General features: G+C 68.8%; 13 protein-coding genes. 9 read left to right on the top strand and 4 right to left on the bottom strand.

Features of this window, described 5'->3' with window-relative positions; translation table 11 throughout:
- Window positions 1-73 precede the first annotated feature (73 nt).
- From ACN4F8_RS01315 to ACN4F8_RS01305, 3 genes are all read left to right on the top strand, one after another.
- Window positions 74-1762 carry a long-chain fatty acid--CoA ligase gene (locus ACN4F8_RS01315; RefSeq protein WP_419471920.1) on the top strand — a complete coding sequence of 563 codons (1689 nt, stop codon included), beginning with the start codon at window positions 74-76 and terminating at the stop codon, window positions 1760-1762.
- An 80-nt stretch (window positions 1763-1842) separates the two neighbouring features.
- A complete protein-coding gene (locus ACN4F8_RS01310) occupies window positions 1843-2853 on the top strand; it encodes a tripartite tricarboxylate transporter substrate binding protein (protein ID WP_419471919.1) in 1011 nt (336 codons plus the stop codon).
- 107 nt (window positions 2854-2960) lie between these two features.
- Window positions 2961-3869 carry a phosphoribosylaminoimidazolesuccinocarboxamide synthase gene (locus ACN4F8_RS01305; RefSeq protein WP_419471918.1) on the top strand — a complete coding sequence of 303 codons (909 nt, stop codon included), beginning with the start codon at window positions 2961-2963 and terminating at the stop codon, window positions 3867-3869.
- 91 nt (window positions 3870-3960) lie between these two features.
- On the opposite strand, the gene trxA is transcribed toward ACN4F8_RS01305, so the two are convergent.
- Window positions 3961-4869, bottom strand: coding sequence for a thioredoxin (trxA, locus tag ACN4F8_RS01300; RefSeq protein ID WP_419471917.1), 909 nt, complete (start codon window positions 4867-4869; stop codon window positions 3961-3963).
- Window positions 4870-5006: 137 nt separating this feature from the next.
- Between trxA and purE the strand changes: the two genes are divergently transcribed.
- From purE to ACN4F8_RS01285, 3 genes are read left to right on the top strand one after another with little or no spacing between them, the layout of a single operon-like run.
- Window positions 5007-5495, top strand: coding sequence for a 5-(carboxyamino)imidazole ribonucleotide mutase (gene purE / locus ACN4F8_RS01295; RefSeq protein WP_419471916.1), 489 nt, complete (start codon window positions 5007-5009; stop codon window positions 5493-5495).
- Window positions 5496-5505: 10 nt separating this feature from the next.
- Window positions 5506-6741 (top strand): 5-(carboxyamino)imidazole ribonucleotide synthase, encoded by a 1236-nt coding sequence (locus tag ACN4F8_RS01290; RefSeq protein ID WP_419471915.1) that lies wholly within the window; start codon window positions 5506-5508, stop codon window positions 6739-6741.
- A gap of 13 nt (window positions 6742-6754) precedes the next feature.
- Window positions 6755-7762, top strand: a complete 1008-nt coding sequence (locus tag ACN4F8_RS01285) for an L-threonylcarbamoyladenylate synthase (RefSeq protein ID WP_419471941.1) — start codon at window positions 6755-6757, stop codon at window positions 7760-7762.
- On the opposite strand, the gene ACN4F8_RS01280 is transcribed toward ACN4F8_RS01285, so the two are convergent.
- Together ACN4F8_RS01280 and dacB are read right to left on the bottom strand one after the other, a co-directional pair.
- Window positions 7763-8032 carry a SemiSWEET transporter gene (locus tag ACN4F8_RS01280; protein WP_419471914.1) on the bottom strand — a complete coding sequence of 90 codons (270 nt, stop codon included), beginning with the start codon at window positions 8030-8032 and terminating at the stop codon, window positions 7763-7765.
- A 13-nt stretch (window positions 8033-8045) separates the two neighbouring features.
- Window positions 8046-9551: a D-alanyl-D-alanine carboxypeptidase/D-alanyl-D-alanine-endopeptidase gene (gene dacB, locus ACN4F8_RS01275; protein ID WP_419471913.1), complete on the bottom strand. Its 1506-nt coding sequence runs from the start codon at window positions 9549-9551 to the stop codon at window positions 8046-8048.
- Between the two features lie 97 nt (window positions 9552-9648).
- Between dacB and tsaB the strand changes: the two genes are divergently transcribed.
- From tsaB to ACN4F8_RS01260, 3 genes are all read left to right on the top strand, one after another.
- Window positions 9649-10437: a tRNA (adenosine(37)-N6)-threonylcarbamoyltransferase complex dimerization subunit type 1 TsaB gene (tsaB, locus tag ACN4F8_RS01270; RefSeq protein ID WP_419471912.1), complete on the top strand. Its 789-nt coding sequence runs from the start codon at window positions 9649-9651 to the stop codon at window positions 10435-10437.
- Window positions 10438-10517: 80 nt separating this feature from the next.
- On the top strand, window positions 10518-11066 hold the full coding sequence (rimI, locus tag ACN4F8_RS01265) for a ribosomal protein S18-alanine N-acetyltransferase (protein ID WP_419471940.1): 549 nt from the start codon (window positions 10518-10520) through the stop codon (window positions 11064-11066).
- A complete protein-coding gene (locus tag ACN4F8_RS01260; RefSeq protein ID WP_419471911.1) occupies window positions 11063-11875 on the top strand; it encodes a uracil-DNA glycosylase family protein in 813 nt (270 codons plus the stop codon). Before rimI ends, ACN4F8_RS01260 begins: the two co-directional genes overlap by 4 nt.
- Before the next feature lie 42 nt (window positions 11876-11917).
- Here the strand turns inward: ACN4F8_RS01260 and ACN4F8_RS01255 are convergent, their stop codons facing one another.
- Window positions 11918-12829 carry a DMT family transporter gene (locus ACN4F8_RS01255; RefSeq protein WP_419471910.1) on the bottom strand — a complete coding sequence of 304 codons (912 nt, stop codon included), beginning with the start codon at window positions 12827-12829 and terminating at the stop codon, window positions 11918-11920.
- Window positions 12830-12856: the final 27 nt, after the last annotated feature.

Here is a 12856-nt window from a genome sequence, read left to right as displayed (position 1 = left end):
GGCCGTATATTGACCGCGCTCCCGTTGTTTTCCGCCCAGCGGAATTTAAGCGCTTCTTCCGCATCACCTCTGCATGAAGTCCCTTACCCCGGCCCACTGGCCACCCGGCCTGCCGCAGCACCTCGCGCTGCCGCAGACGCACGTCTTCTACAACCTGGAGGTGTCGGCACGGCGCTACCCCGACAAGCCCTTCATCGTGTTCTACGACACGGTGCTCACCTACGCTGCCTTTCTGCGCGAGACCGAACACCTCGCCGGCCACCTGCAGCAGGTGTGCGGCGTGCAACCGGGCGACCGGGTGTTGCTTTGCATGCAGAACAGCCCGCAGTGGGCGCTGGCGTTTTACGCCATCCTGCGCGCGGGCGCGGTGGTCGTGCCGGTGAACCCGATGAACCGCACCGAAGAACTCCGCCACTGCGTCACCGACAGCGGTGCACACGTGGCGCTGGTGGCGCAAGACCTGCTGCCGCAAGTGCGGCCATTGCTGACGGCCAACGACAACGGTCTGCGCCATGCCGTCGTGGCCACCTACAGCGATCACCTGCGCGTGCCCACCGACCTTGCGGTGCCCGACTTCGTAGCTGCGCCGCGCCAGCCCTTCACCGAACCCGGGCTGGTCGCCTGGGCCGACGCGATCGCTGCTGAACGGAACCCCGGGCCGCTCACCACCGGCCCCGACGACCTCTGCGCCATGCCCTACACCTCGGGCACCACCGGCCTGCCCAAGGGCTGTATGCACACCCACCGCAGCGTGATGAGCACGCTGGTGGGCGGGGTGCGCTGGTTCGGCACTGCGTCAGACGCGGTCTGCCTCTCGGTGCTGCCGTTCTTTCACGTCACCGGCCTCACCGGCAGCCTGAACGGGCCGCTGTACGTGGGCGCCACCATCGTGGTGCTCGCGCGCTGGGACCGCGAAACGGCGGCCATCTGCATGCAGCGCTACCGCGTGACCATGTGGCAAGCCATCAGCACCATGGTGATCGACTTCCTCGCGCACCCGCAGCTCGACCGCTTCGACCTCACCAGCCTGCGCTGCGTGCGCGGCGGCGGCGCGGCCATGCCCGAGGCGCTGGCTGCGCGCCTGAAGGCCCTCACCGGGCAGGACTACATCGAGGGTTACGGCATGTCCGAAACCATGGCCGCCACCCACATCAACCCCACGCACCGACCCAAGCGCCAGTGCCTGGGCATGCCGGTGTTTGACGTGGACGCGCGCGTGGTCGACCCCGACACGCTGGCCACGCTGCCGCCGGGCGAGACCGGCGAGATCGTGGTGCACGGCCCGCAAATCATGCAGGGCTACTGGCGCAATCCCAAGGCCACGCAAGACGCTTTCATCAACATCGACGGTCAACGCTTCCTGCGCACCGGCGACCTCGGCCACGTGGACGAGGACGGCTACTTTTTCATGACCGACCGCTTGAAACGCATGATCAACGCGAGCGGCTACAAGGTCTGGCCGGCCGAGGTGGAAGCGCTCATGTACCACCACCCCGCCATCCAGGAAGCCTGTGTGATCGGCGTGCGCGATGCGCGGCGCGGCGAGAGCGTCAAGGCCCTCGTGGTGCTGCGGCCCGAACACCGCGGCCAGGTGACCGAACAAGACGTGATCGACTGGGCGCACGGCCACATGGCCGCCTACAAAAGCCCGCGCACCGTGGAATTTGTGGAGGCGCTGCCCCGCTCGGGCAGCGGCAAGGTGATGTGGCGCGAACTGCAGGAACAGCAGGCCGCGCGCGACACAGCACCCCCTCCTCCCTGACACCCCCCCATTCATCACCCGCGCGGCGCGAAGCGCCGCAACCACCGCCAAACCGGCATCCCCCAGAAGGAGACAAACGCATGAAGAACACACCATCCACTCCCCCGTCCAGCGGCCGCCGCGCGCTGTTGCTGGCCGCCATCACCGCCACGGCCGCCGCCGGCGTGGCGCCCTGGAGCGTGGCCCACGCGCAAGCCCAGGCCTACCCCAGCCGCCCGGTCACGCTCATCATTCCGTGGCCCGCCGGTGGCTCCACCGACCGCCACCTGCGCACGCTGGCCGAACTCGCCTCCAAACACCTGGGCCAGCCCATCGTGGTGGAAAACAAGCCCGGTGCCGGCGGCACCCTCGGCCCGAGCACCATGGCGCAAACCGCCAAGCCCGACGGCTACACCATCGCCCAGTTCCCGCTGGGCATGCTGCGCATGCCGCACATGCAGAAGACCAACTGGAACCCGCTGACCGACTTCAGCTACATCATCGGTGTGTCGGGCTACACCTTCGGCCTCACCGTGAAGGCCGACTCGCCCTACAAGACCTTCAAGGACTATGTGGAGGCCGCGCGCAAGGCGCCCGGCACGATCAACTACGGCTCCACCGGCACCGGCAGCAGCCCGCACCTGCTCATGGAAGAGCTGGCCGGCAACGCCAAGGTGCAGTTCGTGCACGTGCCGTTCAAGGGCAACGCCGACCTGCAGTCGGCCCTGCTCGGCGGCCACGTGATGGCGCAAAGCGACGCCACCGGCTGGGACAAGTTTGTCGACAGTGGCGAGATGCGCCTGCTCGTGACCTTTGGCGAACAGCGCACCAAACGCTGGCCCGACGTGCCCACCGCGCAGGACCTGGGCTACAACGTGGTGTCGAGTTCGCCCTACGGCCTGGTGGGCCCCAAGGGCATGGACCCGGCCATCATGAAGACGCTGCACGACGCGTTCAAGAAGGCCATGGAGGAGCCGCGCCACCTGGAAGTGCTGGGCCAGCTCAACCAGGCCATGTGGTACCGCAACGGTGACGAGTACCGCCAGTGGGCGGCCGAGACCTACGCCAAGGACAAGACCCTGATCGAGCGCCTGGGACTGGCCGCGAAATAAGGGGTGGCCCGGGGGCTCGTCAACTTGCGATAATCCCCCGGAATGGTTCAAAGCCCGTTGGCTGTTCAACGGGCTTTTTTCTTGTCCCGCATTTCTTCGACCCGATCATGACCACTGCCCTGCACACCTCGGCCCTCACCTCCCTGCCCTTGCTGGCGCGCGGCAAGGTGCGCGACAACTACGCCGTGGGCGACGACCGCATCCTGATGGTGGCCAGCGACCGCATCAGCGCCTTCGACGTGATCATGGGCGAGCCCATCCCCGGCAAGGGTGAGCTGCTCACCAAGCTCTCGCTGTTCTGGTTCGACCAGCTCGGCCCCCAGGGTCTCAACATCTGCCCGATCCACCTCACGGGCGATGCGCCCGAGAGCGTGGTGTCCGCGGCCGAGGTGCCCCAGGTCACCGGCCGCTCGATGCTGGTGCAGCGCTTGAAGCCGATCCCGGTGGAAGCCGTGGTGCGCGGGTATCTGGCCGGCAGCGGCTGGAAGGAATACCAGGACAACCAGGCCGTGTGCGGCGTGAAGCTGCCCGCCGGTTTGCAGAACGCGTCCAAACTGCCCGAGCCGATCTACACGCCAGCGGCCAAGGCCGAGATGGGCGAGCACGACGAGAACATCACGTTTGAACAAACCGTGGCCATGATCGGCCCCGAACTCGCCGCGCAGATCCGCGACGTGTCGATCGCGCTCTACAAGGCCGCGGCCGAGATGGCGCTCAAGAAGGGCATCATCATTGCGGACACCAAGTTCGAGTTCGGCCTGGACAAGGCCGGGAAACTGGTGCTCATGGACGAGGTGCTCACGCCCGACAGCTCACGCTACTGGCCTGCAGAGAGCTACGTGGTGGGCCAGAACCCACCGAGCTACGACAAGCAGTTCCTGCGCGACTGGCTGGAAACCGCGCAGGTGGGCGGCAAGCCCTGGGACAAGACGCCGCCCGCGCCGCGTTTGCCGCGCGAAGTGATTGAAAAAACGGCCGCGAAGTACCAGGAAGCACTGACCCGGTTGATGGGCTGAGCCACTCTCCGTTCGGGCTGAGCTTGTCGAAGCCCTGCCACACCACCGTGCGGGTGAGCCCTTCGACAGGCTCAGGGCGAACGGGGTAGTCTCAGCTCAAGACAACCGAAGAAAGGCGGCGGCGGTAAGTCGCCACCGTCGGATCTTCCGGCGGCACCTGGCCTTCGGCCACCTTGGGCTTGGGTGGCTCGATGATGTCGAGGATCGCAATGAAGGTCTTGCGCGCGAGGTCTTCGCTCCAGGCCTTGTCGCGCATCAGGATTTCCAGCAACTCGTCCATCGCAGGCACCCACTGGCTGTGCGCCATCAGCAACTGGGCCAGTGCGAAGCGCGAGGCAAAGTCGCGTTTGTTGGTGGCAATCGCCGCCTGCAACTCGGCCGCGCGGGCTTCTGGATCGGCCACGGCGGCTTGCGCATCGCGCGCGGCCATCCAGCGCTGCAACGAATCGAGCCGGCGCACCGCGGCGGCCTTGGCGATCACGGGCGCAAACGCGACCTTGGCATCGTCGTCCAGGCCCAACTCCAGCTGCAGCTTCACGAGGTCGAAGCGCGCATCGTCGTTGTTCGGGTCGGTTTTCACGGCCTCCTGCAGCTTCTCCAGCGCACCTTCAAGGTCGCCTTCTTCAATGGCGTCCAGCGCTTCTTCTTCCACCGCCACCGCTTCGAGCTCGTTGGCCGCGGGCAGGTGTTTGTCGAGGAACTCCTTGATCTGGCCTTCGGGCAGCGCGCCCATGAAACCGTCGACCGGCTGGCCGTTCATGAGCAGCACGCAGGTGGGGATGCTGCGGATGCCGAAGGCGGCGGCGAGTTGCTGCTCCTGGTCGGAGTCGATCTTGACCAGCTTGAAGCGCCCGGCGTAAGCGGTCTCCACCTTTTCCAGCAGCGGGCCGATCACCTTGCACGGGCCGCACCACGGGGCCCAGAAATCGACCAGCACGGGCATGTGGTGCGAAGCCTCGATGACCTCGGCTTCAAAATTGGCGATGGTGACGTTGATCATGGGGAGGAGGCCTGAAGGGGAAGCGGGGCGCTGAGCAGCGGCCCGTAAAATCGACACTTTACCGGAGTGCGCCATGCCTGTTCATGCGCGCCACCGGGCAACGCTCCCGCCGGGAGCGCATCGGCCAAAGGCACAACATGAACCCCATCCAGGTGGGCGTGGTCATGGGCTCCAGCAGCGACTGGGACACCATGCAGCACGCCGTGCAGATCCTGCAGGACTTCGGCATTTCGTTTGACGCCCGCGTGGTCTCGGCGCACCGCATGCCCGACGACATGTTCACCTACGCCGAGAGCGCGGCCGGGCGGGGCCTGACGTGCATCATCGCGGGCGCGGGTGGCGCGGCCCACCTGCCGGGCATGCTGGCGGCCAAGACGGTGGTGCCGGTGCTCGGCGTGCCGGTGGCCAGCAAACACCTGAGTGGCGTGGACTCGCTGCACAGCATCGTGCAGATGCCCAAGGGTGTGCCGGTGGCCACCTTCGCCATCGGCGCGGCGGGTGCGGCCAACGCGGCGCTGTTCGCCGTGGCCATGCTGGCCAATGAAGACCCTGCACTGCGCGAGAAGCTAGAAGCCTTCCGCGCACAGCAGACCGCCGCCGCACGCGGCATGACCCTTCCACTCTGACACCACCCCCATGAGCCTCAAGACCATCCTCCCCGGCAGCACCTCGCCCACCGGCCAGCAGATCACGCTCGGCGTCATGGGCGGCGGCCAGCTCGGGCGCATGTTCGTGCAGGCCGCCCAGGCCATGGGTTACTTCACCGCCGTGCTCGATCCCGATCCGGCCAGCCCGGCCGGGCTCATCAGCCACTTCCACATCCAGACGCCGTATGACGACGAGCAGGGCCTGGCGCAGCTGATGCAGCGCTGCGAAGCCATCACCACCGAGTTCGAGAACGTGCCCTCGCCCGCGCTGGTCACGCTCGGCGCGCACCGCCCGGTCGCGCCCTCGGCGAGCTGCGTGGCGGTGGCGCAGGACCGCATCAAGGAAAAAGCGCACTTCGTGCAGTGCGCGCCGGTCAGCGGCGTGTTCCCCGCTCCGTATGCGGCCATCACCACCGACGCGCTGCTCGCCGCCGTGCCGGCCGATCTGCTGCCCGGCATTTTGAAAACCGCGCGCCTGGGTTACGACGGCAAGGGCCAGGTGCGTGTGAGCACGCGCGAAGAGATCGCCGCCGCCTGGGAAGGCCTGAACAAAGTGCCGTGCGTGCTGGAAAAGCTGATGCCGTTGCGAGGCGAGTGCTCGGTGATCGTGGCACGCAGCGCCGATGGACATTCCGTGAGTTTCCCGGTGCAGAAGAACACACACCACGACGGCATTCTGGCCATCACCGAGGTGTACGAGGGCGCGCTGGACCCGACCCTGGCCGCGCGCGCGCAGGCCAGCACGGTGGCCCTGGCCAACCACCTCAACTACGTGGGCGTGTTGTGCGTGGAGTACTTCCTGGTCGACACCGCGAACGGCGTGGACCTGATCGTCAACGAGATGGCGCCGCGCCCCCACAACAGCGGCCACTACACGCAGAACGCCTGCGACATCTCGCAGTTCGAAGCGCAGGTGCGCACACTCGCCGGCCTGCCGCTGCCCACACCGCGCCAGCACAGCCCGGCCATCATGGTCAACCTGCTGGGCGACCTCTGGTTTGCGCCCAACGCCGTGCGCGAAAAAGTGAGCGAGCGTGGCGTGTCGCCGCCCTGGGCGCAGGTGCTGGCCCTGCCCGGCACCCACCTGCACCTCTACGGCAAGCTGAGCGCCCGCCCCGGCCGCAAGATGGGCCACCTCAACATCACCGCGCCCACGGTGGCGCAGGTGCGAGAGACCACCGCGAAGGTGTTGACGCTGCTCGGCCTGCCCCCGCTGAGCGCCTGAGCACCGCATGCCGCTGTTGTTGAACGCCACCGATGCGTCTGCCGTGGAGCAAGCGGCGCAGCGTCTGGCGGCGGGCTCGCTGGTGGGCATGCCGACCGAAACCGTGTATGGCCTCGCGGCCGATGCCGACAACGCCACCGCGGTGCACCGCATCTTTGAAGCCAAGGGCCGCCCGGCCGACCACCCGCTGATCGTGCACCTCGCGCCCGGCACCGGCGCACAAGGTTGGCGCGCGGGCGTTGACCACTACGCGCGCGACGTGCCGGCCTTTGCCACCGCGCTCATGAACGCCTTCTGGCCCGGCCCGCTCACGCTCATCCTGCCGCGCCGCGACGGTGTGGCGGCGGTGGCCGCGGGCGGGCAGGACTCGGTGGGCCTGCGCTGCCCGGCCCACCCGGTGGCGCAAGCGCTGCTCACCGCGGCGGCGGCACATGGGGTGAGCGGTGTGGCGGCGCCCAGCGCCAACCGCTTCGGCCGCGTGAGCCCGACCACCGCCGCCCATGTGTTGGAGGAATTCGCCGCGCTGCCGGGGGCCGACCTGCTCATCCTCGACGGCGGAGCCTGCCCGGTCGGCATCGAGTCCACCATCGTCGACGCCACGCGGGCCTGGCCGGTGCTGCTGCGCCCCGGCATGGTCACGGCCGCGCAGATCGAGGCGGTGTGCCAGCAGCCGCTGCGCGAGCGCGACGAAGCCGCACCCCGCGCCTCGGGCACGCTCGAATCGCACTACGCGCCGCGCGCCAAGGTGCGGCTGATGGACGCCAAACCCCTGCAGGCCGCGCTGGACTTGCTGGGGTCGGATGCGCGCCACATCGCGGTGTACGCCCGCACGCCCATCACGGCCGCGCGCGGTGTGAGCGTGCGACGGATGCCGACCGATGCATCACGAAGTGCTCAGGAGCTGTTTGCCGTGCTGCGCGAGCTCGACGCCACCGGCGTGCGCCTGATCTGGGTGGAAACACCGCCGGCCGACGCGGCGTGGGACGGTGTGCGCGACCGGCTGGTGCGCGCAGCGGCCTGATCAGCTTGAAGATGGGCGCCCGTAGCGCAGCTTCATCACCAGGATCGACAGCGCCAACGCCAACGTGATGGTGTTGGCCACCACCACCGGCCAGGCGCCCAGGCTCAGCCCATAGACCAGCCACAGCGCCACGCCCAGCGTGAACGCGCTGTACATGCCGAGCGAAATACCGCTCACGTCGCGCGTCTTGAAGGTGAGCCAGGCTTGCGGGATGAAGCTGGCCGTGGTGAGGAAAGCGGCACTGAAGCCGATGGCGTCGCCCAGTTGCATCAATTGGCCTTCATCAGTCTTGCTGCGCGGCGGTCCACTCCACCAGCGCCTCCAGCGCCGGGCGCGCCGCGGGCGCGTTGGGGTGGTTCACAAAGCCCACCACCACGTAACGCGCGCCATTGGCCGCGTTCACATAACCGGCGATGCCCGTCACGTCCCTGAGCGTGCCGGTCTTGAGCTGCGCGTTGCCGCGCGCAGCACTGCCGGGCGCACGGGCCATGCGGGCGGCGGTGCCGTTGACACCGGCCACCGACAAGGAACTGGCGAAGCGCTCGCCTTGGGGGTGGCGGCTGGCGTGGCGCAGCAAATTGGCCAGGGCTTCGGGCGAGATGCGCTCGTCGCGCGAGAGCCCCGAGCCGTTGTCCATCACCGGCATCGCGCTGCGGATGCCGAAGGTGCGTTTCCACCAGTTCTCGATCACCTCGCGCGAGCGCTCGAAGCGCGCCGGGCGCATGGGAATCAGGCCACCGGCAGCGCCTTGCGTCATCCCCGGTTGAGGCGCCGGCGTGGGCACCAGCCGGCCCAGCGTGAGGTACACCTGCTGCGCCATCACGTTGTTGCTCCACTGGTTCACGTCGGTGATGATGTCGGAGAGCGGCAGCGACGCCGCTTCGTGCAGCAGCGTGGCGCCCGGCGGCGTGAGGCCCGGGCGGGCGTGGCCGGTGATGGCGCCGCCGCTGGTGCGCCACAGGCCTTCCATGGCGCGCGCCGCGTAGCGGCCCGGGTCTTGATACGCCACCGGCCACTTGAGTTCGCCGCAGCTCTGCGGGTAGCGGCCTTCAAAGCGGATGCTGTTGGCGTCGTCAAAACGCGCCTGCAGGCCGCTGCGCCAATCGCCGCAGCCCGTGCCCACGCGCGCCAGCGGCACGGTGGCATCGATCGCCAGACCGGCCATGGGCGGCTCGCTGATCACGCGCGCAACACCATTGGCGCCGTCGGGCTGGAAGGTCAGCACGACCGACTTGAAATTGACCAGCAGCGCGTCGGGGGTGGCGTTGTAGGGACGCAGGGATTCGCCGTCAAACGCACCGGGGTCGGTGGCGGCGATTTCGAAGGCGCTGTGGTCGAGCACGATGTCGCCCAGCACCACGCGAACACCCTTGTCTTGCAGCGCAAAAAACGCGCTCTGGATGCGTTCGAGCACGAACTTCGGATCACCATCACCGCGCACATACAGGTTGCCGCGCAGCACGCCATGGTCGATCGTGCCGTCGGTGTAGAAGCGGGTGTTCCAGGTGTAGTCGGCGCCCAGCAGGTCGATGGCGGCGTAGGTGGTCACCAGCTTCATCACCGAGGCCGGGTTCACCGGCACGCTGGCGCGAAAACGCAGCCGCTCCTCAGCCCGGCTGTCGACCGACACCACCAGCGCCGACAAGGCGCTCGGCGGCACCTGCGCGCGCTTGAGCGCGGCCACCACGGTGGGGGGGAGCGCACCGTATTCGCCAGGCAGCTGGGCGCAAGCAGGCAGCGCGACCACAGCGGTGGCCAGCAGGGCGAACAGGGAGCGTGTGAGGGACATGTGTTTCATTATGAAACGGCACCGCGCCCAGAGCAGCATTGACCCCGTTCAATGGGCCGCAGGACGGATGACCGGCACCCTGCCCGATAATCCTGCGATGCCCTCCACACACCTCCCGCAGCAGCGCCTGCTGGCCATTGAAACCAGCACCGACGCTCTGTCGGTGGCGCTGGGCACGGGTGAGCCCGGCGCGCCGGTGTGGCAACGCAGCGGCCCCGGCGGCGCGCAGGCGTCCGCCACGCTGCTGCCCATGGTGCGCAGCCTGCTCACCGAGGCCGGCTGGTCGCTGGACACGCTGGCCGCCGTGGTGTTCGGGCGCGGACCGGGATCGTTCACCGGCCTGCGCACCGCCTGCTCGGTGGCCCAGGGCCTGGCCTACGGCGCCCAAGGCCTGGGCCGCGCGGGCGGCTTGCCGGTGCTGCCGGTGGACACGCTGCTGGCCCTGGCCGAAGAAGCCCGGCAGGCGCAGGTGGATGCCGGACAGCCGGTGCCGGGTGCCATCGTGGCGCTGCTCGACGCCCGCATGGGCGAGATCTACGTGGCGCCCTACGCTTGCAGCGCTGCGGGCCCCGCGGGACTGACCCCGCTGGCGCCACCCCGCCTGTGCACGCCCGCCGATCTGCAGACTTACTTGCAAGACCTGACACAGGGCGAGCGCTTGCTCACTGGCAACGTGTTCGACATGGAAACGCTGGCAACGCTGCCTGGCCAGCGCCACACCGCCCTGCCCACGGCCGCCGCCCTGCTGCGCCTGGCCCCGGGTCTGCTGGCGGCGGGCCATGCCGTGGCGGCGCAGGACGCCTTGCCTCTGTACGTGCGCGACAAGGTGGCGCAGACCACAGCGGAGCGCGAAAGCATCCGCCTGGCCGCCGAGGCGGGCGCATGAACACACCCACTCCCGCGGCGGCGAAGGCCGCCCTCCCCGCCTGGGCCAGCGGCCTGTGGCCCGCACCCACCGAGCCGCAGATGCGGCCGCGCACGCCGTCCCGGCCGGAGCGCCTGATCGTGTTCGAACCCATGCGCGAGTCCGACCTGGACGCGGTGCAGGCCGTGGAGTCGCAGGCCTACGCCCACCCGTGGTCGCGCCGGCATTTTCACGACTCGCTCAAGGCCGGTTACCCGGCGATGCTGCTGCTGTCCGAGGCTCTCCCGGGCGAGGCGGTCCACCCGTCGCGCGCCGACGGCCGCGTGCTGCTGGGGTACCTGGTGGCCATGCCGGGCGTGGACGAGGTGCACCTGCTCAACATCACCGTGGCCACCGCCCACCAGCGCCAAGGCTGGGCGCACTTCATGCTCGACGCGCTGGCCCTGTGGTCGCGCGGCCAGGGCGCGCAGTGGGTCTGGCTGGAGGTGCGCCAGAGCAATGCGCCCGCGCGCGCCTTGTACGAACAGTACGGCTTCGCGCAGGTGGGCCTTCGCAAGGGCTATTACCCGGCGGGCCACTTCCAGCGCGAAGACGCGGTGGTGATGAGCCTGAACCTGGTGGCGGCAGCCGCCGTGCAGGCCTCGCCATGAACGACACACCCGACACTTCCTTCGTGCCCGAGCTTGATGCACGCCAGCGCGCCATGCTGGCCGAAATGGGCGTGCGGGTGTGGGCGCCGAAACCTGCGCCGGCCAAAGGCACCGTCCTCGTTGCGCAAGAGCCTGCGCCCACGGCGGCCAGCCCCGCAACACCCGCCCCCAGACCTTCGCCCGTGGCGACACCGGCATCTGTGTCCACCCCGCCCGCACAACCCAGACCCGCCAGCCCGGTCGCCACACTCGACTGGCCGGCTCTGCGCGAAGCCGTGGCCGGCTGCCAAGCCTGCGGGTTGTGCCAGGGTCGCACCAACACCGTGTTCGGCGTGGGCGACGAACACACCGACTGGATGGTGGTGGGCGAAGCCCCCGGCGAAAACGAGGACCTGCAGGGCGAACCCTTCGTGGGCGCCGCCGGCCAGCTGCTCGACAACATGCTCAAGGCCGTGGGCCGCAGCCGCACCGGCCAGGGCGCACAGGGCGCCTACATTGCCAACGTGCTCAAGTGCCGCCCGCCCGCCAACCGCAATCCGCAACCGGACGAGGTGGCGCAGTGCGAGCCCTACCTGGCGCGCCAGGTGGCGCTGGTGAAACCCAAGGTGATCGTGGCCATGGGCCGCTTTGCGGTGCAGGCCTTGCTCAAGACCAGCGAGCCCATTGGTCGCCTGCGCGGCCAGGTGCACCACTACGAAGGTGTGCCGGTGATCGTGACCTACCACCCGGCCTACCTGCTGCGCACGCCGACCGACAAGGGCAAGGCCTGGGCCGATCTGTGCCTGGCCATGGCGCAGTTGCCGGGCTGACAAGGGCCACAGCGATCCGGCGCCGGGCCGCCCCAAGCCGGATCAGCCCCCTCGGGGGGCAGCGACCCGCGCAGCGGCGGAGCGTGGGGGCCACAACACTGATGCAATGGCGACCATGACGAGTGCAACGGCCGCCCAGTCCTGCCAGTGCAACACCTCGTTCAACCACCACGCGCCGCTGAACACCCCCAGCACCGGGATGAACATCACCGACAAGGTGGAGGCCACCGGTGGCAAGTCGCGCGCCATCATCAGCCAGGCGACCTGCGCAAATGCAAACACGCCCAGCGCGTTGTAGACGATCGCGCCCCAGATGGCGGGCGTGGGCGCCACCCACGCTTCTCGCTCGAACAGCACCGCAGCCACGGTCATCCACAGCGTGGTGAACAGCGTCATCCAGAACGAGATGGCCAGCGTGGGCTGGGGCAAGGTGGTGCGGCGCAGCATCTGCGTGCCCAGTGCCCAGGCGGCCGCGGCGGTGAGCATCATCACCACGCCCACCGGCTTGCCGGTGAGCTGCGTGAGCTCGTGCCACAGCAGCAGCACCACGCCCAGCGCCGCCGCGCCCACGCCTCCCCAGGCGCGCGCGCCCAGCTTTTGTCCGAACCACCAGGCACCCACGATGGCCGAGAACACCGGCATGGTGTAGCCCAGGATCGCCGCGCGGCCACTGGAGAGGGTCTGGATCGCCAGCACCGCCAGCGTGTGCCAGACCAGCATGTTGAACACCGTGAGCACGGCCAGCTCGCGCCAGTGTTCGCGGCCGATGCGAAACGGCACGCGGCGCCACACCAGCACCAGCGCGAGCACCGGCAAGCCGATCCACATGCTGATGGTTCGAAACGTGAGCGCCGGGAAACCCGTGACGCCGAGTTTCATGATGGGCCAGTTGATGCCCCACACCAGCGTGAGCAGGATCAGCAGGACGAGCTGTCGGCGGGAGAGGGTTTGCATGAGGGGCGATCTTAGAGGGAACCCTCC

The organism is Hydrogenophaga sp., from assembly GCF_048549895.1.
In the GTDB taxonomy this organism is placed as follows: Bacteria; Pseudomonadota; Gammaproteobacteria; order Burkholderiales; family Burkholderiaceae_C; genus Hydrogenophaga.
The sequence above is the reverse complement of the archived record's forward strand: the minus strand, read 5'-3'. Positions and strand labels throughout refer to the sequence as shown.

Excerpts from the sequence above, each read along its gene's own strand:
- ACN4F8_RS01310 (WP_419471919.1), top strand. The coding sequence starts at position 1,843 with ATGAAGAACACACCATCCACTCCCCCGTCCAGCGGCCGCCGCGCGCTG.
- ACN4F8_RS01305 (WP_419471918.1), top strand. The coding sequence starts at position 2,961 with ATGACCACTGCCCTGCACACCTCGGCCCTCACCTCCCTGCCCTTGCTG.
- trxA (WP_419471917.1), bottom strand. The coding sequence starts at position 4,869 with ATGATCAACGTCACCATCGCCAATTTTGAAGCCGAGGTCATCGAGGCT.
- purE (WP_419471916.1), top strand. The coding sequence starts at position 5,007 with ATGAACCCCATCCAGGTGGGCGTGGTCATGGGCTCCAGCAGCGACTGG.
- ACN4F8_RS01315 (WP_419471920.1), top strand. The coding sequence starts at position 74 with ATGAAGTCCCTTACCCCGGCCCACTGGCCACCCGGCCTGCCGCAGCAC.
- ACN4F8_RS01290 (WP_419471915.1), top strand. The coding sequence starts at position 5,506 with ATGAGCCTCAAGACCATCCTCCCCGGCAGCACCTCGCCCACCGGCCAG.
- rimI (WP_419471940.1), top strand. The coding sequence starts at position 10,518 with ATGCGGCCGCGCACGCCGTCCCGGCCGGAGCGCCTGATCGTGTTCGAA.
- ACN4F8_RS01280 (WP_419471914.1), bottom strand. The coding sequence starts at position 8,032 with ATGCAACTGGGCGACGCCATCGGCTTCAGTGCCGCTTTCCTCACCACG.
- tsaB (WP_419471912.1), top strand. The coding sequence starts at position 9,649 with ATGCCCTCCACACACCTCCCGCAGCAGCGCCTGCTGGCCATTGAAACC.
- ACN4F8_RS01255 (WP_419471910.1), bottom strand. The coding sequence starts at position 12,829 with ATGCAAACCCTCTCCCGCCGACAGCTCGTCCTGCTGATCCTGCTCACG.
- dacB (WP_419471913.1), bottom strand. The coding sequence starts at position 9,551 with ATGTCCCTCACACGCTCCCTGTTCGCCCTGCTGGCCACCGCTGTGGTC.
- ACN4F8_RS01260 (WP_419471911.1), top strand. The coding sequence starts at position 11,063 with ATGAACGACACACCCGACACTTCCTTCGTGCCCGAGCTTGATGCACGC.